General features: G+C 72.4%; 23 protein-coding genes. 13 read left to right on the top strand and 10 right to left on the bottom strand.

Translation table 11 applies throughout. The features are described from left to right. Nucleotides 1-6: 6 nt before the first annotated feature. Nucleotides 7-1527 (bottom strand): GTPase HflX, encoded by a 1521-nt coding sequence (gene hflX, locus Q1V71_RS03600; RefSeq protein ID WP_300640820.1) that lies wholly within the window; start codon nt 1525-1527, stop codon nt 7-9. Nucleotides 1528-1633: 106 nt separating this feature from the next. Here hflX and Q1V71_RS03595 point away from each other — a divergent pair, with 106 nt between their 5' ends. Beyond that, entirely contained in the window at nt 1634-2143 is a 510-nt protein-coding gene (locus Q1V71_RS03595) for a SigE family RNA polymerase sigma factor (RefSeq protein ID WP_300640818.1), read from the top strand. Then, the gene (locus tag Q1V71_RS03590) at nt 2140-3360 is read left to right on the top strand and encodes a hypothetical protein (protein ID WP_300640816.1); all 1221 of its coding nucleotides are present in this window, start codon (nt 2140-2142) and stop codon (nt 3358-3360) included. Before Q1V71_RS03595 ends, Q1V71_RS03590 begins: the two co-directional genes overlap by 4 nt. A gap of 139 nt (nt 3361-3499) precedes the next feature. Here the strand turns inward: Q1V71_RS03590 and Q1V71_RS03585 are convergent, their stop codons facing one another. The 7 genes from Q1V71_RS03585 to miaA form a co-directional block, all read right to left on the bottom strand. Then, on the bottom strand, nt 3500-4132 hold the full coding sequence (locus tag Q1V71_RS03585; protein WP_300640814.1) for an alpha/beta fold hydrolase: 633 nt from the start codon (nt 4130-4132) through the stop codon (nt 3500-3502). A 56-nt stretch (nt 4133-4188) separates the two neighbouring features. Continuing rightward, complete coding sequence (locus Q1V71_RS03580) at nt 4189-4821, bottom strand: bifunctional 2-polyprenyl-6-hydroxyphenol methylase/3-demethylubiquinol 3-O-methyltransferase UbiG (RefSeq protein ID WP_300640812.1); 633 nt, start codon at nt 4819-4821, stop codon at nt 4189-4191. 88 nt (nt 4822-4909) lie between these two features. Beyond that, nucleotides 4910-5686: an SDR family NAD(P)-dependent oxidoreductase gene (locus tag Q1V71_RS03575; RefSeq protein ID WP_300640810.1), complete on the bottom strand. Its 777-nt coding sequence runs from the start codon at nt 5684-5686 to the stop codon at nt 4910-4912. A gap of 228 nt (nt 5687-5914) precedes the next feature. Next, a complete protein-coding gene (gene dapF / locus Q1V71_RS03570; protein WP_300640808.1) occupies nt 5915-6757 on the bottom strand; it encodes a diaminopimelate epimerase in 843 nt (280 codons plus the stop codon). Nucleotides 6758-6769: 12 nt separating this feature from the next. Next, nucleotides 6770-7408: an MSMEG_1061 family FMN-dependent PPOX-type flavoprotein gene (locus tag Q1V71_RS03565; RefSeq protein ID WP_300640806.1), complete on the bottom strand. Its 639-nt coding sequence runs from the start codon at nt 7406-7408 to the stop codon at nt 6770-6772. Between the two features lie 64 nt (nt 7409-7472). Then, a complete protein-coding gene (locus Q1V71_RS03560) occupies nt 7473-8072 on the bottom strand; it encodes a dihydrofolate reductase family protein (protein ID WP_300640804.1) in 600 nt (199 codons plus the stop codon). Further along, nucleotides 8069-8992 carry a tRNA (adenosine(37)-N6)-dimethylallyltransferase MiaA gene (gene miaA / locus Q1V71_RS03555; protein WP_300640802.1) on the bottom strand — a complete coding sequence of 308 codons (924 nt, stop codon included), beginning with the start codon at nt 8990-8992 and terminating at the stop codon, nt 8069-8071. The genes Q1V71_RS03560 and miaA overlap by 4 nt, the downstream gene beginning before the upstream one ends. Nucleotides 8993-9039: 47 nt before the next feature. Here miaA and Q1V71_RS03550 point away from each other — a divergent pair, with 47 nt between their 5' ends. Genes Q1V71_RS03550 through Q1V71_RS03530 form a run of 5 tightly spaced genes read left to right on the top strand, consistent with a single transcriptional unit; the run spans nt 9040 to nt 10594 of the window. Continuing rightward, complete coding sequence (locus Q1V71_RS03550) at nt 9040-9288, top strand: antitoxin (RefSeq protein ID WP_300640800.1); 249 nt, start codon at nt 9040-9042, stop codon at nt 9286-9288. Beyond that, nucleotides 9285-9452, top strand: coding sequence for a hypothetical protein (locus Q1V71_RS03545; protein WP_300640798.1), 168 nt, complete (start codon nt 9285-9287; stop codon nt 9450-9452). The genes Q1V71_RS03550 and Q1V71_RS03545 overlap by 4 nt, the downstream gene beginning before the upstream one ends. After that, a complete protein-coding gene (locus tag Q1V71_RS03540) occupies nt 9449-10006 on the top strand; it encodes an NUDIX domain-containing protein (RefSeq protein ID WP_300640796.1) in 558 nt (185 codons plus the stop codon). Before Q1V71_RS03545 ends, Q1V71_RS03540 begins: the two co-directional genes overlap by 4 nt. Further along, entirely contained in the window at nt 9975-10262 is a 288-nt protein-coding gene (locus Q1V71_RS03535) for a hypothetical protein (RefSeq protein ID WP_300640794.1), read from the top strand. Before Q1V71_RS03540 ends, Q1V71_RS03535 begins: the two co-directional genes overlap by 32 nt. Then, nucleotides 10259-10594: a hypothetical protein gene (locus Q1V71_RS03530; RefSeq protein ID WP_300640792.1), complete on the top strand. Its 336-nt coding sequence runs from the start codon at nt 10259-10261 to the stop codon at nt 10592-10594. Before Q1V71_RS03535 ends, Q1V71_RS03530 begins: the two co-directional genes overlap by 4 nt. A gap of 240 nt (nt 10595-10834) precedes the next feature. Here the strand turns inward: Q1V71_RS03530 and Q1V71_RS03525 are convergent, their stop codons facing one another. Next, the gene (locus tag Q1V71_RS03525; RefSeq protein ID WP_300640790.1) at nt 10835-11563 is read right to left on the bottom strand and encodes a peptidase E; all 729 of its coding nucleotides are present in this window, start codon (nt 11561-11563) and stop codon (nt 10835-10837) included. A gap of 27 nt (nt 11564-11590) precedes the next feature. Then, the gene (miaB, locus tag Q1V71_RS03520) at nt 11591-13060 is read right to left on the bottom strand and encodes a tRNA (N6-isopentenyl adenosine(37)-C2)-methylthiotransferase MiaB (protein ID WP_300640788.1); all 1470 of its coding nucleotides are present in this window, start codon (nt 13058-13060) and stop codon (nt 11591-11593) included. Nucleotides 13061-13127: 67 nt separating this feature from the next. Between miaB and Q1V71_RS03515 the strand changes: the two genes are divergently transcribed. The 6 genes from Q1V71_RS03515 to Q1V71_RS03490 all read left to right on the top strand — a co-directional run bounded on the left by Q1V71_RS03515 (nt 13128) and on the right by Q1V71_RS03490 (nt 18694). After that, complete coding sequence (locus Q1V71_RS03515; protein WP_300640786.1) at nt 13128-14681, top strand: CehA/McbA family metallohydrolase; 1554 nt, start codon at nt 13128-13130, stop codon at nt 14679-14681. 95 nt (nt 14682-14776) lie between these two features. Continuing rightward, nucleotides 14777-15550, top strand: a complete 774-nt coding sequence (locus Q1V71_RS03510) for an amino acid ABC transporter ATP-binding protein (RefSeq protein WP_300640784.1) — start codon at nt 14777-14779, stop codon at nt 15548-15550. A 98-nt stretch (nt 15551-15648) separates the two neighbouring features. Further along, nucleotides 15649-16524, top strand: coding sequence for a glutamate ABC transporter substrate-binding protein (locus Q1V71_RS03505; RefSeq protein ID WP_300640782.1), 876 nt, complete (start codon nt 15649-15651; stop codon nt 16522-16524). A gap of 96 nt (nt 16525-16620) precedes the next feature. Further along, on the top strand, nt 16621-17271 hold the full coding sequence (locus Q1V71_RS03500; RefSeq protein ID WP_300640780.1) for an amino acid ABC transporter permease: 651 nt from the start codon (nt 16621-16623) through the stop codon (nt 17269-17271). Then, nucleotides 17268-18188, top strand: a complete 921-nt coding sequence (locus Q1V71_RS03495) for an amino acid ABC transporter permease (RefSeq protein WP_300640778.1) — start codon at nt 17268-17270, stop codon at nt 18186-18188. Before Q1V71_RS03500 ends, Q1V71_RS03495 begins: the two co-directional genes overlap by 4 nt. Before the next feature lie 20 nt (nt 18189-18208). Beyond that, on the top strand, nt 18209-18694 hold the full coding sequence (locus Q1V71_RS03490) for a hypothetical protein (protein WP_300640777.1): 486 nt from the start codon (nt 18209-18211) through the stop codon (nt 18692-18694). The last annotated feature ends 12 nt before the right edge of the window (nt 18695-18706 follow it).

Here is an 18706-nt window from a genome sequence, read left to right as displayed (position 1 = left end):
AGGCCCTCAGGAGCTCGGCGCGACGGCGTACGCCGCCAGGTCGCCCGCGAGCGACTCGGGAGCGCGGCCCTTCACCAGGGTCCCGTCGCCGGTGTGCTCGAGGCTCTCGATCTCCCCGATCCGGTGGATCCGGTCGACGAGGTCGCCGCGGCTGTAGGGCAGCAGCACCTCGAACTCCACCGCCGGACGTGGCAGCTCGGCCTCGACCCGGGCGAGCGCTTCGGCGATCCCCTTGCCGGTCTTGGCCGAGACCACCACCGAGTGCGGCTCGCGCGACTGCAGCCGGGCGATCACCAGCGGGTCGGCCTGGTCGGCCTTGTTGATGACGATCAGCTCGGGCACGTCGAGGGCGTCGATGTCGGCGAGCACCTCGCGCACCGCGGCGATCTGGCCCTCGGGGTCGGGGTGCGAGCCGTCGACCACGTGCAGCAGCAGGTCGGCGTCGGCGACCTCCTCCAGCGTCGAGCGGAACGCCTCCACCAGCTGGTGCGGCAGGTGCCGGACGAAGCCGACGGTGTCGCTCATCGTGTAGACCCGGCCGTCGGCGGTCGTGGTGCGCCGCGTGGTCGGGTCGAGGGTCGCGAACAGCGCGTCCTCGACGAGCACGCCGGCGCTGGTGAGGCGGTTGAGCAGCGAGGACTTGCCGGCGTTGGTGTAGCCGGCGATCGCGACGCTGGGGATCTGGTTGGCCTGCCGCTGGCTGCGCTTGGCGTCGCGGGTGACCTTCATCTGCTTCAGCTCGCGGCGCAGCTTGGCGATCCGGTCGTTGATGCGACGACGGTCGGTCTCGATCTTGGTCTCACCGGGACCACGGCCACCGATGCCCTCACCGCCGGCAGCACGACCACCGGCCTGGCGCGAGAGGTTGCCACCCCAGCCGCGCAGGCGCTGCTTCATGTACTGCAGCTGGGCCAGCTCGACCTGCGCCTGGCCCTCCTTGGACTTCGCGTGCTGAGCGAAGATGTCGAGGATCAGCGCGGTGCGGTCGACGACTTTGACCTTGAGCTTGTCCTCGAGGTTGCGCAGCTGGCTGGGTGCGAGGTCGCCGTCGCAGATGACCGTGTCGGCGCCGGTGGCGCGGACGATCTCGCCGATCGCCTCGACCTTGCCGCGACCGACGTACGTCGCCGGGTCGGGGCTCTGGCGGCGCTGGTAGATCGCCTCGAGCACCTCCGAGCCGGCGGTCTCGGCGAGCAGCGCGAGCTCGGCCATGGAGTTCTCGGCGTCCTGGGTGGTGCCCTCGGTCCAGACCCCGACGAGGACAACCCGCTCCAGGCGGAGCTGGCGGTACTCGACCTCGGTGATGTCCTCGAGCTCGGTGCGCAGGCTGGCCACGCGGCGCAGCTGGTGGCGCTCGGCGAGCTCCATCGCCCCGACGGTCGGCTCGTCCTCGGGGTCCTCGTCCCAGGCGAGGTCCTCGTCGGCGTACCCCGACTCGAAGCCGTCCTCGGTCTCTTCCCAGGTGTCGGTCTCCTCGAGCTCGTCGGTGAACGAGAAGTCGGGGGTGGTCTCACGTGCGTTCGTCATATGCCTCCAGCGTAGGTCTGTTCCAACGCTGCCGCGAACACGTTTACTCCCGGCTTCAACCTGGCAGGTGGGGCGTGGCGTCACAGGGGTGAGAGGACGGTGAGGGATGCGCGAGCAGGACCGTGGGTCGTTCGAGGAGTGGGCGCGGGCGCGCCAGCAGCAGCTGGTGCGCACGGCGTACCTCGTGACCGGTGACCACCACCGCGCCGAGGACCTCGTTCAGGAGGCGCTCGTGGGCGTCGCGATGCGCTGGGACACGCTGCGCGACGGCAACCCCGACGCGTGGGTGCGCACGGTCGTCTACCGGGCCAACGTGTCGTGGTGGCGCAAGCACCGCCGGGAGGTCGCGGTCGAGCAGGTGCCCGAGCGCGCCGCCGGCAGCCCGCCGCCGGGCGAGTCGCGGATGGTGATCGAGGACGCCCTGGCCGGGCTGACGACCAAGCAGCGTGCGGTGCTGCTGCTGCGGTTCCTGGAGGACCTGTCGGTCGAGGAGACCGCCGCCGTGCTGGGCGTGAGCACCGGCACCGTCAAGAAGCAGAGCTCGGTCGCGCTGCAGCGACTGCGGGAGCACGCACCACACCTGCACGACCTGATCCTGGCTGAGGAGGCACGATGAACGAGCTGCGAGACGAGCTGCGGTCGCTGGCCGACCGGGTCGACCTGCCGCCGACCACGGCGGCCGAGGGTGCCTGGGCCATGGCCCGGGGTCGGGTACGCCGTCGGCGGGCCGCGGCCGCTGCGGGCGTCGCCGCCGCGGCCGTCGTCGCGGCCGTGGGGCTGCAGGCGATGACGTCGGGGCCGGACGAGATCCAACCGGCCCCCGTGCCGCCCACCCGCGACAGCCTGCTCGACGTGGCCTCCGAGCCCGTGGCGGGCGAGCGGCTCGACCCGCTGTTGGGCCAGGCGCTGCCCGAGCGCCTGGAGGACCGCGAGGTCGTGCCGCTGGCCAAGGAGCCGCTGGACGGTCCGGCGGCCTACGCCGTGGGCGTCGGGAAGCGCGAGGTCCTCGTGCTGGGCAGCGACGGCCGGTACCGCTCGATCATCGGCCTCGACGTGATCGTCAACGGTGGGCACCCGCTGCGCAGCGGGTCGCTGAGTCCCGACGCGACGATGCTGGCGCTCCCGCAGCCCGGGCGGTTGCTGGTCATCGACCTGCTCGACGCCAGCACCGCCCCGGTGGACGCCGGTGGAATCTCCACGACCGACGTGGCGTGGGTGGACGAGGACACGGTGGCGGTCTACGCCGGACGGCTCGTGCGCACCGTGGACGTGCCTGCGGACCTGTCGGACGGTGACGCCGTGACAGCGATGCGGGCGACCGTCTCCGACCCGGTGGGCGGCAATCTCCCCGTCACCGGTTCCGGGACCATCGCCTGGCAGCCGGAGGTGCCCGGGCTCGTCGTGGACGGCGAGGAAGTGCCGGTGCCGAGCCTGCGACCCGCAACTTCGCTCTCGGGTCCCGTCCCAGTCGCCGGCGAGGGGTGGGTAGCCGTGGCCGGCGAGCCGATCGAGGAGTCCGACCTCCCCCGGGGGGTCGCGGTGCTCGACACCGCGACAGGGCGGCCGCGGGCGTTCCTGCCGATGGACGCCCTGGACTTCTTCGACGAGACGTCGGAAGGGTCGATCCGCACGATCGATTACTCACCGCCGTCCGTCGCGCCGCTGGCCGTCGACGGCGACACCACCGTCGTGGTCGGCATGCAGACCGTCTACGGGGTGCTGGTGCTGCGCTGGGACTGGGCCGCCGACGAGCTCACCGGGCTGGTCGCGGAGGAGGACACCAGCGAGGCCCCTGGCAACACGGCCATCAGCTGGGGCGCCGGGCTGCCCTGACCCGCGGGGACGTCATACGGACGGGAGGTCCCCCGGCACCACTCGTATGACGTCCCCACCCACCCCGCGGGGACGTCATGCGGACGGGAGGTCCCGCCGCGCGCCACGTATGACGTCCCCGCCCGCGGGTGACGCCGGCTCAGCGCCGGCCGGCACCCTCGAGCAGCGTCTCGGCCGTGAAGGCGGCAGCCCGACCGTCGAAGGCGCGGGCGTGGCGCAGCATGGCGTGCTTGCCGCCCGCGACCCGCTCGAGCGCGATGTCGGTGCCACCGCGGCGCAGCCGCTCCACGACCCGCTCGGCTCGCCCGATCGGGGCGATCCGGTCAGCCGTGCCGTGCACGACCAGGACCCGGCGGCCCGGCAGCGGCACGCCATCGTCGGGGTAGACCCAGGGGTTCAGCGCGACGACCGACCGGACCGGGTCGAGCGCACCCGCCAGCAGCGCGGCCCGGCCGCCGAGGGAGTGGCCGACCAGGCCGACCGGAAGGTCGCCGTACCGCTCCTGCACCTGGCCCAGCGCCCACCGCACGTCGTCGACGGGGGTGGTGTGGGTGTCCCAGCCGCGGCGGGTGTTGAGCAGCCGCAGCACCGCGAGGCGGCGGCCCCCGGCGCGGGCGAGGGCCTTGGCGGTCGGGACCATCCGCAGCACCGAGAGCTGGGTGGGGCTGACCCCGGGCATGTCCGGGCGGTCGGCGCCGCCGTGCAGCACCAGCGCCACCGCCTCAGGGGCGCGCGGGGTCGCGGTGTCGATCAGTCGGGGTGCGAGGTCCACGCGACCATGGTGCCCGGGTCGCGGGAGACGACCCCCGCCCTCCCGGGTGCCGAGGGCTACGCGGTGCGGCGGGCCAGCAGCGTGGCGTCCTCGATCTCCATCTCGCGCCCGTCGCGCGTGACGGTGCGGGGGCGCTCCTCGGCGACGAGCACCTCGAAGCCCCCGAGCTCCTCCAGCACCGGGACGAGGTCGGCGCTGTGCCACATGGCGCGCAGCCGCTTCTCGTCGTGGTGGTGGAAGGTCGCCGACGGCGCGTGACCGACCACGAGCAGGTGGCCGCCGGGCGCGACGGCCGGAGCGAGACGGCTCACGACGTCGGTGATGCTGCCCTCGGGCGGGTGCAGGAAGTGGGTCGTGACCAGGTCGAAGGTGCGCCCACCCGCCTCGAAGGTGCGGGCGTCGACCTGCCACCAGTCGCAACGCTCGGCGACCCCGGCCTCGGCGGCGTGGGCGGCCGCCCGCTCCAGGCCCTTGGCCGAGAAGTCGGCTCCGGTGGGGGTCCAGCCCTGGCGGGCCAGCCAGATGACGTCGCCACCCTCCCCGCAGCCGAGGTCCAGCGCCGTACCCGGCTCCAGGCGACCCACCTCCGCGACCAGCTGCGGGTTGGCGTTGCCGCTCCACATCTTCTGCTCGGAGGAGTAGCGCTCGTCCCAGCTGCTCGGCTCGAAGAAGTCCTCGTCGTGGCTCACGCCTCGCAGCCTAGACAGGGGTCGTGCCCCCCACCGGGCGCCGTGGCGCACGCTGAGGGGCACGACCCGGGTGCCTGGAGCGGTCAGCTCACTTGGGAGGCATCCGGATGCCGCCGTCGACCCGGATGACCTCGGCGTTCATGTAGGAGTTGGTGATGGTCTCCACGACCATGCTCGCCAGCTCCTCGGGCTTGCCGAGCCGCTTGGGGAAGAGCACGTTCTGGCCGAGGTTGGCCTTGAACGCCTCCGACGCCTCGCCCTCGCCGTAGATCGGGGTGTCGATCAGGCCGGGGGCGATGGTGTTGAGGCGGATGCCGGCGGCCGAGAGGTCGCGGGCGACCGGCAGGGTCATGCCGACGACGCCGCCCTTGGAGGAGGAGTACGCCGCCTGGCCGATCTGGCCGTCGAAGGCCGCCACGGAGGTCAGGTTGGCGATCGCGCCGCGGCAGCCGTCCTCGTCGGGCTCGTTGCGGCTCATCGCGGTCGCGGCGAGGCGGACCATGTCGAAGGTGCCGATCAGGTTGATCGCGATGACCTTCTTGTAGGCCTCGAGGTCGTGGGCGGAGTCGTACTCCCCGTCGCGGCCGATGGTGCGCTGGGCCCAGCCGATGCCGGCGGAGTTGACGACCGCCCGCAGCGGCGCGATGGCCACGGCGGCGTCGACGGCGGCCTTGACCTGGTCGGTGTTCGTGACGTCGACCTGCGCGAAGACGCCCTTCACCTCCTCGGCCAGGGCCTCGCCCTTGTCGGCCTGGAGGTCGGCGATGACGACGGTGGCACCCTTGGCGGCCAGCTGGCGGGCCGCGGCCGCGCCGATGCCCGAGGCGCCGCCGGTGACGATGGCGGTGGATCCGGTGATGTCCATGGTCCGGAACCTAGCGCCCGGGGTGGCACGCGTCACCGGGTGGTCGGGCGTCGGGACGGGGGTGCCGGGCTCGGGTCGCGAAGGTTCAGCTGGGGCCCGTCAGATCTTTCGGTGGGCGAGGTGGGAGGTTCAGCTGGTACCAGTCAAACCTTTCGGTGAACGGTCGAAGGTTCGACCGCACGGCGAAAGGTTCAGCTGGTACCAGCTGAACCTTCTCGAACCGCATCACTAAAGAGCCGTCTCACCCCGCGCGACGACGACGGCCGGCCCGGTCATGAGCACCCGCCCGGCCTCGGTCCACTCGATGACCAAGGTGCCGCCGGGCAGGTCGACGGTGTACGTCGAGCCGCGGCCCTCGCCGGCCGGTCCCGCCCCGTCGCGTACGGCGGCGGCGACCGCCACGGCGCAGGCGCCGGTGCCGCAGGAGCGGGTCTCCCCCGACCCGCGCTCGTGGACGCGCATCGCGACGTGGCCCGGGCCCACCGGCACGACCAGCTCCACGTTGACCCCGTGCGGGTAGACCGTCTCGTCGAAGACCGGCGAGCTGTCCAGCGAGCCCACGGGCCCCTCCGGCGACAGCGACTCCACGAACGCCACCGCGTGCGGGTTGCCCATGTCCACGTGCGTGGCCTCCCACGACGTGGACCCGATCGACACCGAGGTCTGCCCCATCAGCCGCGGCTCGCCCATGTCGACGGTGATCGCGCCACCCGAGCCGTCGAAGGTGATGGTCTTGACGCCGTCACGGGTCTGGACCGGCAGCGGCTGGTCGGCGGCGACCAGGCCCTCCTCGAGCAGGTGCCGCGCGAAGACCCGGATGCCGTTGCCGCACATCTCCGAGACCGAGCCGTCGGCGTTCCAGTAGTCCATGAACCACAGCGCGCCGTCGCGCACCACCCGCAGCACCCCGTCGCCGCCGATCCCGGCGCGGCGGTCGCACAGCGCGCGCACGCGCGCCGACCAGTCCTCTGCGGACAGCGAGCCGTGGACCGAGCCGTCGTGGTCGGGCAGCAGCACGAAGTCGTTCTCGGTGCCGTGCCCCTTGAGGAAGGGGTACGTCGACAGGGTCATCAGCAGCGCCCCTCAGTAAAGACCGTCGGCGTACGACGGTCCGTAGTAGCGGTCGAGCTCCTCGACGGTCCCCGCGCCCTCGACGGTCGAGGCGATCACGGCCCGTCGCGGCACGAGGCCGGTCGGGTCCCAGGTCTGGGGGTCCCACAGCCCCGAGCGCAGGAATGCCTTCGAGCAGTGGAAGAACACCTCCTCGACGTCCACGACCACCGCCAGCACCGGCCGCCCACCCCGCACCACCATCGCGTCGAAGAACGGCGCATCACGCACCAACCGGGCACGTCCGTTGACCCGCAGCGTGTCGCCGCGGCCGGGGATGAGGAAGTGCAGGCCGACGTGGGGGTTGGCCAGGATGTTGCGGTACCCGTCGGCTCGTCGGTTGCCCGGCCGCTCGGCCAGCGCGATCGTCACGTCGTCGACCACGTGGACCAGCTGCCCGGCCGGGTCGCCCTTGGGCGAGGCGTCGCAGCGGCCGTGCTCGTCCGCGGTGGCCATGACGCAGTACGGCGAGGCGGCCAGCCACGCCCGGTCGACCTCGAGCAGCCGGTCGCGACCCTTGTCGCGCGCCCGCTGGTTCGGCTCGCCGAGCAGGCCGACCAGCTCCGCGACGGAGTCGATGGTCGGCCACTCGGTGGCAGGGCGCGCACTCACCCGCACACGGTACGACGCCGGGTGCACCGTCCGAGCCCGCTGTCGCGGGCATCACGCCCGCTGGTCACCCGACACGGTCGGGCGCGGGCCGCGGCCCGACGACGTCGTACGTCGCGCAGAGGAACGCGCCGTTGCGACCGGTCTCCACCAGCCGCAGGTCGAAGGGACGCGGGAAGAGCGGCCGGCCCGAACCCAGCGTCACCGGGGCGATCGAGAGCAGCAGCCGATCGAGCCGCCCCACATCGGCGAACGCGGCCGCGAGGCCGCCACCACCCACGACCCACACGTCGCGATCGCCGGCCGCCGCCGCCATCTCCTGCCAGACCGGCTCGACGTCGCCCTGGACGAACCGCAGGTCGGCGCCCTCAACCCGGGGCAGGTCGCGGTGGGTGAAGACCCAGCAGGGCACGGAGTAGGGCCAGCCGCCACCTCCGTCGCCGGGCTCACCACCCGGCTCGCCGGAGCCGCCGTCGGCGAGGTGGCGCGCCAGCCACTCGTAGGTCGTCGCGCCCATGCAGACCGCCCCGACGCCGGCGATGAAGTCCGCGTAGTCGAGCGCGCCGCCCTCCTCCTGCTGCTGGGTGAACAGCCAGTCCAGCGAGTCGTGGTCGTCGGCGAGGAAGCCGTCGAGCGTGGTGGCGGTGTAGAAGAGCGTCCGGGTCACGCGTCCATGACAGCAGCGACCGCCGACAGCGCCCGCGCGAGCCGGTCGGGGTCGTCGAACCGGACCCAGGTGATCCGCGGGTCCTTGCGGAACCACGCGTCCTGGCGGCGCGCGAAGCGGCGGGTGGCGATGACGGTCCGCTCGCGGGCCTCGTCCAGCGACAGCTCCCCGGCCAGGTGCGCCACCACCTCGGGGTAGCCGATGGCCCGGGAGGCGGTGCGCCCCTCGGCGAGACCGCGCTCGAGCAGCGCCTCGACCTCGGCGACCAGCCCGGCCGCGAACATCTCCGCCACGCGCTGCTCGATCCGCGCATCCAGGGTCGGGCGGTCGATGTCGACCCCCACCTGCACGGTGCGCGGATCGGCGTAGGTCAGCGTCGGCAGGGTCGCACTGAAGGGTCGCCCGGTGATCTCGACGACCTCCAGGGCCCGGACGACCCGACGCCCGTTCTCGACCAGGATGTTCGCCGCCGCCTCGGGGTCGGCGTCGGCCAGACGGCGGTGCAGCACCGCGCTGCCCACCTCGGCCAGCTCCGCCTCGAGCCGGGCGCGGACCTCCGGGTCGGTGCCGGGGAAGGCGAACTCGTCCAGGACCGCACGTGTGTAGAGCGCCGACCCGCCCACGAGCACAGGCGTGCGGCCGCGGCCGCGGACCTCCGCGATGACCTGCCGGGCCTGGGCCTGGAACTCCGCCACCGACGCGGGCTCGGTCACCTCCAGCACGTCGAGGAGGTGGTGCGGGACACCGCGCCGCTCGACGACGGTCAGCTTCGCCGTACCGAGGTCCATGCCGCGGTAGAGCTGCATCGCGTCGGTGTTGACGACCTCCCCGTCCAGTGCCTCGGCCAGGTCGAGGGAGAGCCCGCTCTTGCCGGCGGCGGTGGCGCCCACGACCGCGACGACCGGAGGGAGGTGGCTCATGAGGCTAGTGTGGCAACGGTTCCGTTCCACACCTGCGAGGAGGTCCGATGAGCTTTCTGGACAAGGCGAAGAAGCAGCTGACCAGCGCCGTGGACAAGCACGGCGACAAGATCGCCAAGGGCCTGGACAAGGCGGCCGTCGAGGCCGACAAGCGCACCGGTCGCAAGCACAGCGACAAGATCGCCAAGGGCGTCAAGGCCGCGAAGAGCGGGCTGGAGAAGCTGGACGGCAAGAAGGACGACCTGCCGCCCGACAACCCGCCGAAGACCTACCCGCGGACGGACGACACCCCGTGACCGCCCCCATCCCGGAGGAGCGCGACGAGCCGACGCTCCCCACCGAGGGCACACCGCCGGGCGAGCACGAGGGCGAGCTGCCCGACGGCTCCGGGCCCGGTGCCGCAGAGAAGGCCGAACAGGAGCACAACGCGGGCACCACCGAGGACGAGCCCAGCCAGTGACCCACCCGCACACCGGCGACCCGCACGAGGGTCGCTTCGTCGTCGTGCCCGCCTCCTACGTCCTGCTGCTGCGCGACGGCGCCACCGGCCCCGAGGTGCTGCTGCAGCTGCGCCAGGGCGTCGCGTTCATGGACGGGCACTGGGCCTCCGGCGCGGCCGGCCACGTGGAGCGCGGCGAGACGGCGTACGACGCCGCGCACCGCGAGGCCCGCGAGGAGCTCGGCGTGGACGGGCTCGAGCTGGAGCACCTCACCACGATGCAGCGCACGGCCAACGACCTGCCGATCGACGAGCGGGTCGACTTCTTCTTCACCAGCCGCACCTGGACCGGGGAGCCCCGGGTGACCGAGCCGACCAAGTCGGGCGGGCTGCGGTGGGTGGCGCTCGACGAGCTCGACTCCCTCCCGGGTCCGGTCGTGCCGCACGAGCGGGTGGTTCTGGACGGGCTGCGAGCGGGAACCATCGGTGCCTACTCGACCTTCGGGTTCGCCGGCGGAGGGGCCGGCGGGAAGGGAGCCACCCGTGAGCACACCAGAGAGCACGACCCAGCCTGAGGCGGCCGGGGCCGAGGACGACCTCGGCCCCATGCCGGAGCCGGAGGCCGAGGCCCCCCAGCTGCACGCCGGCGGCGTCGACGCCGTCCTGGACCGGATCACCGAGCCGCTCGTGCCGGACGTCTCCGCCGACGCCAACCCCGCCACCGAGGGGGCACCCGCTGGGACCCGCGAGGGCGAGGACACCAGCACCGAGGCGACCCGCAGTGAGGACGGCAGCAGCGACGGCAACCACCCCGACGAGGCGCCGGCATGAGCCGCACCCACCCGACCCCGGACCCCGCGGGCGACGACCGGCGCGCCTCGGTGGATCCCGCGACCGGCCGCGAGCCCGACGACGTCCGCAACAGCAACGACGAGCTCGCCGGTGGCATGGGTGTCAGCAGCGAGCGCGAGGGGCCGACCGGGCCCGGCCAGCACGGCACCGACGGGGTCCGCTACACCGGTCCCACCGAGCCGGGCGGCGACGTACCTCCCGAGCAGTCCGCCGGCGGGGTCGAGGAGAACCCGGACGGGCTGCCGCCGAAGGCGGGCTACCCCCGGCTCGACCCGCGCTCGGAGGACCAGCCCTACGACACCGGCCGCTGACCCCGGGCGTTGCTGCCGAGGCCGGGTCGAGGTGTGACTCGAGGCCTGGGGCGAGGTGTGACCCATGGCCCGGGTCGAGGTGTGACCCGAGGCCTGAAGACGCGTTCCTCCGCGTCCGTGGGCCTCGACCCGCACCTCGACTCGCACCTCGACTGCAGCGTGGCAGGTGGGCCGCGTCGACCGTGGGCCGCTGCGACGGGCAAGGGCGAGCCGTCGGACCGGCGGGGCTGCGGCCGAGCGTCAGAGGCGGGTGACGTCCAACTCGGTCTCGACCGCCTGCCCGTCCGGGCCGCGCTCGACGAGGTAGGCGCCGGCGCCGTCGCGCTCGGCGTAGGCCTGCACCATCTCGGTGCCGCGGTAGAGCAGCCCCGCGCCGTCGTCGGTGGCGTAGCCGGTGGGCAGGGTGCCGTCGGCGACGAGGGACTGGAAGAGCGGGCGCCGCTGCTCCTCGGAGTCGTAGTGCACGCCGTTGCTCCACGGCAGCAGGCCGAGTCCGTTGGTGATCGGCCGCAGCTCGGGACCGAAGGAGTCGGTGGTGCCGCCGACGTGCCAGCAGATCGACCCGGCCGAGACCCCGGTCAGCACGACGCCGGCCTCCCACGCCGTGCGCATCGCCTCGTCCACGCCGTGCAGCCGCCACATCGCCAGCAGTCCCGCGACCGAGCCGCCCCACACCCACACGACGTCCTGCTCGAGCAGGTGGGCGGTGGTGTCCTCGACGTTGGGCATCGTGAACAGCTGCAGGTGCGACCCGTGGAAGCCGCGCGCCTGCGCGGCGTCGTAGAAGTCGCGCACGAGGGCGGGCGAGTCACCGCAGGCGGTGCCCAGGAAGCACACCTTCGGGGCGCGGCCGGAGACCCCGGAGAGGTCGACGGCCAGGTCGGTGAGCGGGCCGACGCCCCAGCGGATGCGCTCGGCGGCGACGGCGCCACCGGAGGTGGCCAGGATCGTGGGCTGGTCGGCGGGCACCCGCCGGACTGTAGGTGAAGAGAGGGCTCAGCGGCAGGCGGGGGCGTCCGGGAGCGGCGCGGGCACGCCGACGGTCGGCATGCCGAGGCCCACGCCCGCGGACGCACCTGCGGGGGCCTGTCCCGTGGCCCGGGCCTCCCACGCGTCACCCGAGCGGGTACGACGCACCGACAGCACCCGGTCGGCGACGAGGTGGTGGGGCGCGGCGTACGTGACCTCGACCGTGACCATGTCGCCCGGCCGCACCGCCTCCTCGGGCGCCGCGAAGTGCACGAGCCGGTTGTCCGGGGCCCTCCCGGAGAGCCGCTGGGTCTCGGAGTCCTTGCGGCCCTCGCCCTCGGCGACCATGAGCTCGACGGTGCGCCCGACGACCGCCTTGTTCTCCTCCCAGGCGATCTCGTTGACGAGGTCGACGAGCCGGCCGTAGCGGTCCTTGACCACGTCGGCGGGTACCTGGTCGGGCAGGTCGGCGGCGGGGGTGCCGGGGCGCTTGGAGTACTGGAAGGTGAAGGCGCTGGCGAAGCGCGACTCCCGCACGACCCGCATCGTCTCGAGGAAGTCCTCCTCGGTCTCGCCGGGGAAGCCGACGATGATGTCGGTGGTGATGGCGGCGTGCGGGATCCGCTCGCGCACCCGCTCGAGGATGCCGAGGTACTTCGCCGAGCGGTAGGAGCGGCGCATCTCCCTCAGCAGCCGGTCCGAGCCGGACTGCAGCGGCATGTGCAGGCTGGGCATGACGTTGGGGGTCTCGGCCATCGCGTCGATGACGTCGTCGGTGAACTCCGCCGGGTGCGGGCTGGTGAAGCGCACCCGCTCGAGGCCCTCGATCTCGCCGCACGCGCGCAGCAGCTTGGAGAAGGCCTGCCGGTCGCCGAACTCCACGCCGTAGGCGTTGACGTTCTGCCCGAGCAGGGTGACCTCCGAGACGCCCTCGGCCACGAGCGCCTCGACCTCGGCCAGGATGTCGCCGGGTCGCCGGTCCTTCTCCTTGCCGCGCAGCGCCGGGACGATGCAGAAGGTGCAGGTGTTGTTGCAACCCACCGACACCGACACCCAGGCGGCGTACGCGCTCTCCCTCTTGGTGGGCAGCGTCGAGGGGAAGACGTCGAGGCTCTCCAGGATCTCGACCTGGGCCTCCTGCTGCACCCGCGCGCGCTCCAGCAGCACCGGCAGAGAGCCGATGTTGTGGGTGCCGAAGACGACGTCGACGTACGGCGCCGTGCGGGTGATCGTGTCGCGGTCCTTCTGCGCCAGGCAGCCGCCGACGGCGATCTGCATCCCGGGGTGCTCGGCCTTCACCGGCGCGAGGTGGCCGAGGTTGCCGTAGAGCTTGTTGTCGGCGTTCTCGCGCACCGCGCAGGTGTTGAAGACGACCACGTCGGGCCGCTCGCCGGTGGCGGCACGCGCGTAGCCCGCGTCCTCGAGCAGTCCGCTGAGCCGCTCGGAGTCGTGGACGTTCATCTGGCACCCGTAGGTGCGTACCTCGTAGGTGCGCATGACGCCGCTCAGGGTACGGCGGCGCACGGGCGCGTCCCGAATCCCGCCGTCCCTCGTTGGACCGGTCATGTGCACCTGCGAGCACCACTCCCGCCGGCCCGTGACCGCGAGCCGACGTGCGCTGCTGGCCGGCTCCACGGGCCTGGTGACGACCGCGGCCGTGCTCCGCTTCGACCCGGCCGCGGCCGGTGAGAGCCGCACCGAGACCTACATCGGCTCCTTCAGCGGGGTCGCGACCCCCGACTGGCACTACCTGCCGGTCGAGGTGCCGCCCGGGGTCCGGGAGATCGAGGTGTCCTACTCCTACGAGAAGACCGACACCGGGCTCGGCTTCAGCGCCAACGTGATCGACATCGGCATCTTCGACCCGCGCGGCACCGACCTGGACGACGGGAACGGCGCCACCGGGCTCCGCGGCTGGTCGGGCGGGGCCCGCGACTCCTTCCGGATCAGCGCCCGTCGCGCGACGCCGGGCTACCTCGCCGGCCCGATCACCGCAGGCACCTGGCACGTCGCGCTCGGACCCTTCGCGGTCGTGCCGCCGGGCGTGGACTACGAGGTGCGCGTGACGCTCCACTTCGGCCGCGAGCGCCGCCGGTTCCGACCCCAGCCCGCCCCGCGACGGGTCCCCGGCACGGGCCCGGGGTGGTACCGCGGCGACTGCCACCTCCACACCGTCCACTCCGACGGGCGGCACACCCAGGCCTCACTGGCCGCGCTCGCCCGTGAGGCGGGCCTGGACTTCATCGGCTCGACCGAGCACAACACCTCCTCCGCCCAGCTGACCTGGGGCCGGCACGCCCCCGACGACCTCCTCGTCGTCAACGGCGAGGAGGTCACGACCCGCGCCGGCCACTGGCTCGCGCTCGGGCTGCCGGCGGGCACGTGGATCGACTGGCGCTACCGCCCCGAGGACGACGCGCTCGCCACCTTCACCGAGCGGGTCCGCGGGGTCGGCGGCCTCGCGGTCACCGCGCACCCGTTCGCGCCCGGGCCGGGATCGACGTGGGGCTTCGACCCGACGTACGCCGCCATGGACCTCGTCGAGATCTGGAACGGCCCCTGGACCCTCGACGACCAGGTCGCGGTCGAGGCGTGGCACGCGATGCTCGTGGCTGGGACCTACGTGCCGGTGATGGGCAGCAGCGACTCCCACACCGAGGGCCAGGTCGTGGGTCTCCCCCAGACCGTCGTGCGCGCCGGCACCCTCTCGACGCCTGCGGTGGTGCAGGGCCTGCGCGGCGGGCACTCGTGGATCGCGGAGTCCAGCGCCGTCGACCTCTCCCTCACCGCCTCGCTCGGGGACCGCACGGCCACCTGCGGGGAGGCGCTCGGGGCTTCGGCGACGGACCTCGTCGACGTACGCCTCACCGTCGCCGGCGCCCCCGGCTGCTTGGCCCAGCTGCGCGGGCCGGTGGGTGTCGTCGGTGGTGCCGTGACCGACGACGAAGGTGGCGCCGAGGTTGCGGTGCGGGTGCCGGCCGTGCTCGCGTCCTTCGTCCGCGCCGAGGTACGCCGCCTCGACGGCGCCCCGGTGCTCGACCCGCTCGCGGGCGTGCCGGGCCTGGCGATGGTCGCCCTGACCAACCCGGTGTTCCTGGGCGAGCACCCCCGGGGCTGACCGGTCGCCGCGACCCGATCGTGACCTGATCGGGACCCTCCCCCGCTGCCGCGGCCGTGGCGCGGGTCACTCCGGTGTGACTAGGGTGCTGGTCCATGACGCAGTCCGACTCGGGGGTCAGCGCAGCGAACGGTGCCCCGCTCGTGGTGCTGGAGCACGTCGACAAGTGGTTCGGCGACCTGCACGTCCTGCAGGACATCAACCTCAGCGTCGCCCGCGGCGAGGTCGTCGTCGTCATCGGTCCCTCCGGCTCGGGCAAGTCGACGCTGTGCCGCACGATCAACCGGCTCGAGACCATCGACAAGGGCACCATCACGCTCGACGGGCAGCCGCTGCCGCAGGAGGGCAAGGAGCTGGCCAGGCTGCGCGCCGAGGTCGGCATGGTGTTCCAGAGCTTCAACCTCTTCGCCCACAAGACGATCCTCGAGAACGTCACCCTCGGCCCGATCAAGGTCCGGGGCCAGAAGAAGGCCGAGGCCGAGAAGCGCGGCCTCGAGCTGCTCGACCGCGTCGGCATCGCCCACCAGTCCGCGAAGTACCCCGCCCAGCTCTCCGGCGGCCAGCAGCAGCGCGTCGCCATCGCCCGCGCGCTGGCGATGGACCCGAAGGTGATGCTCTTCGACGAGCCGACCTCCGCGCTGGACCCGGAGATGATCAAGGAGGTCCTCGACGTCATGGTCGACCTGGCGCGCCAGGGCATGACGATGGTCGTGGTCACCCACGAGATGGGCTTCGCCCGCACGGCCGCCGACCGGGTCGTCTTCATGGCCGACGGCGCGATCGTCGAGGAGGGCACCCCGGAGGAGTTCTTCACCAACCCGCGCTCGGAGCGGGCCCAGGACTTCCTCGGCAAGATCCTCAAGCACTGAGGCGCAGCACCCACCCCGAGGCCAGGCCCTCCCCCCGCACCCCCGACGCAATCCCCCACCTCGACGCCTGTCGAACTCGGAAGAAGGAGAAGAGAAGGATGCGATTCAGCAAGCTCGGGTCCGCAGCAGCGGCCCTCGTCCTGGCCGGCAGCCTGGCCGCCTGCGGAGGTGGCGACGACGAGGTCGAGGTCGCCTCCGAGACCGACTTCGAGGCCGGCACCACGATGGCCGAGCTCGCAGAGGCGGGCACGATCCGGATCGGCACGAAGTTCGACCAGCCCGGCTTCGGCCTGCTGGGTCTCGACGACGTCCCCGAGGGCTTCGACGTCGAGGTCGGCAAGATCATCGCCGGCGCCCTCGGCATCGCCGAGGAGGACATCGAGTGGGTCGAGGCGACCTCCGACATCCGCGAGCAGGTGATCGAGGACGGCGACGTCGACATGGTCGTGGCGACGTACACGATCAACGACGAGCGCAAGGAGCGCGTGACCTTTGCCGGGCCGTACTACGAGGCCGGGCAGATGCTCATGGTCAATGCCGACCAGGACGCCATCGAGGGCCCCGAGGACATCGCGGACAACCCGGACCTCAAGGTCTGCTCCGTCACCGGCTCGACGCCCTCGGAGAACATCCGCGAGTACCTCGCGAACGACGACCAGCTGGTCCTCTTCGACATCTACGACAAGTGTGCCGACGCGCTGAGCAACGGCCAGGTCGACATCGTGACGACCGACAACGTGATCCTGCTCGGCTTCGTCTCGGAGTCCGACGGCGAGTTCAAGCTCGTCGGGGAGCAGTTCACCGAGGAGCCCTACGGCATCGGGATCGAGAAGGGCGACGTCGAGTTCTGCGAGTTCATCAACGAGACGCTCCAGGAGAACGAGGACGCCTACCTCGCCGCCTGGGAGCGCACCGCCGGTGAGGTCGAGGGCACCGAGGAGCCCGAGCTCCCCGAGCCCGACGAGTGCGTCTGACAACCAGGCGCACAGCGCAGGACTGAGCACCGGGTGGGGGCGCCGCCGATGGCGCCCCCACCCGCACACCGCCCCTGACCCGACGAGGAGCACGCCGTGGAACCGGTGATCGACAACCTGGACCTCTACTGGTCCGGGTTCCTGACGTCGCTGGAGTTCATCGTCTACAGCCTCGTCGGCTCGATGCTGCTCGGCACCCTCATCGCTGCCTTCCGGGTCTCCCCCATCGCCGCCCTGCGTTCCTTCGGGTCGGCCTACGTCACGGTGGTCCGCAACTGCCCCCTGACGATCGTGCTGTTCTTCATGGCCTTCGGGCTGCCGGAGCTGGGCATCAACTACAGCTTCTTCACCTTCGGGATCGTCGGGTTGGTCATCTACACCTCGGCGTTCGTGTGCGAGGCACTCCGCTCGGGCATCAACGCCGTCCCTGCAGGGCAGGCGGAGGCCGCTCGTGCGATCGGCCTCACCTTCAGCCAGACCATGCGGGAGGTCGTCTTGCCCCAGGCCTTCCGCTCGGCCGTCCCACCGCTGGGCAGCGTCCAGATCGCCATGTTCAAGAACTCCGCCGTCGCGGGGGCCTTCGGCATCGGCGGCGACCTCTACAGCGTGGGGCGCACACTGACGAGCGCCCGCGGGTTCGAGTACATCCCCGTCCTGACCGGCGTGGCGATCGGCTACCTCGTGATCACCCTCAGCGCCGGCGCCGCCCTGGCGGTCATCGAGCGGAAGGTGGCGATCGCGCGATGAGCGACCAGAGCGTCCTCTACGACGTCCCCGGTCCGCGCGCCGTACGCCGTCAGCGGATCGGGACCGCCCTCGCCCTGCTCTTCATCGCGGGCCTGCTCGGTGTCGCGGTACAGCGACTCGCCAGCCGCGGCCAGTTCGACGCCGAGCTGTGGGAGCCCTGGATCAACCCCGGCTCCGACGACTTCGCCCAGGTCTGGGAGCTCGTGGGCAAGGGCGCACTCGCGACGGGCATCGCTGCGGTTCTCGCCATCACCTTCTCGCTCGTCGTGGGCGTTCTCCTCGGGGTGACCCGCATGATGACCGGCCGGATCGGCCGGATCCCCGTCGTCGCCTTCATCGAGCTGTTCAGAGGCTTGCCGGTCGTCATCACGATCGTCTTCGTGTGGCGTGCCATGGTCGAGCTCGGCGTCCCTGTCGACGTGCTCCCGGGCGAGGACGCCCTGTGGTACCTCGTCATCGGGCTGACGCTCTACAACTCGGTGATCGTGGCCGAGATCCTGCGCGCCGGCGTCGCCTCGCTGCCGAGCGGACAGGGCGAGGCCGGCCGTGCCGTCGGCATGACCGAGGGCCAGGTCATGCGGGCGATCCTCCTGCCGCAAGCGTTCCGGACCATGCTGCCGGCGCTGATCAGCCAGCTGGTGGTGGTCCTCAAGGACACCTCGCTGGCCGCCGTCATCGGTCTCGGTTACCTCGAGCTGCTCCGGCGCGGGAACCAGATCTCCCAGGTGCTCGACAACCCGATCCAGTCACTGTCCATCGTCGGATCGCTGTTCATCCTCATCAACTACGCGCTGTCGCGACTGGCGGTCTACCTCGAACGTCGGCTGAGCAGCTCGTCGTACTCCTCACCCGACCCGGCCACGGCCGGGATCACTCTCGAGTCGCAGAGCCGCGGCGGAGGCCCCGGCGGACTGTGAGCACGCGACGAACCGCGGTCGTGGCCGCTGTGCTCGGCTTCGTGACGGGCGCACTGGTGTGGCAGCTGGTGGACGACCCCCGCTCCCCGACTCCGAGCATCGACGATCGGCTCGCGCTGATCGACGGGCGGGCCGTGGTGTGCCCCGACGGAACGGACGAACCGGTCGACGTGGACTTCCGGTCCCTGGAGGGAGAGGTGTTCCTGCGGGCGGTGCTCGTGGACCGGGCCCCCGACCTCGCGGCGCTCTACTGCCTGCAGGTCTCGGACTTCGACCCGATCCGCCCGGTGCCGGCGCGGGTCACGTTCACCGCACCCGAGAACCGTGCGAACTACGGCGAGACCTACGCCACGGACGAACCGGGCGGCAGCCAGGAGCTGCTGAACTTCCCGTTCTTCGTGGGGGTGTACGGCGGGTGCCGCGAGGTCTCCGCGACCGTCGAGCAGGCCGACGGCACCACGCACTCCGCCCGGGTCCGCATCGGGCCCCGTTGCGACCGCGGCTGAGAGGACTGCCGG

This window comes from Nocardioides sp. (assembly GCF_030149505.1).
Taxonomy (GTDB): Bacteria; Actinomycetota; Actinomycetes; order Propionibacteriales; family Nocardioidaceae; genus Nocardioides.
Note: the sequence above shows the minus strand (reverse complement) of the source record. Positions and strands in the feature narration are given on the sequence as shown.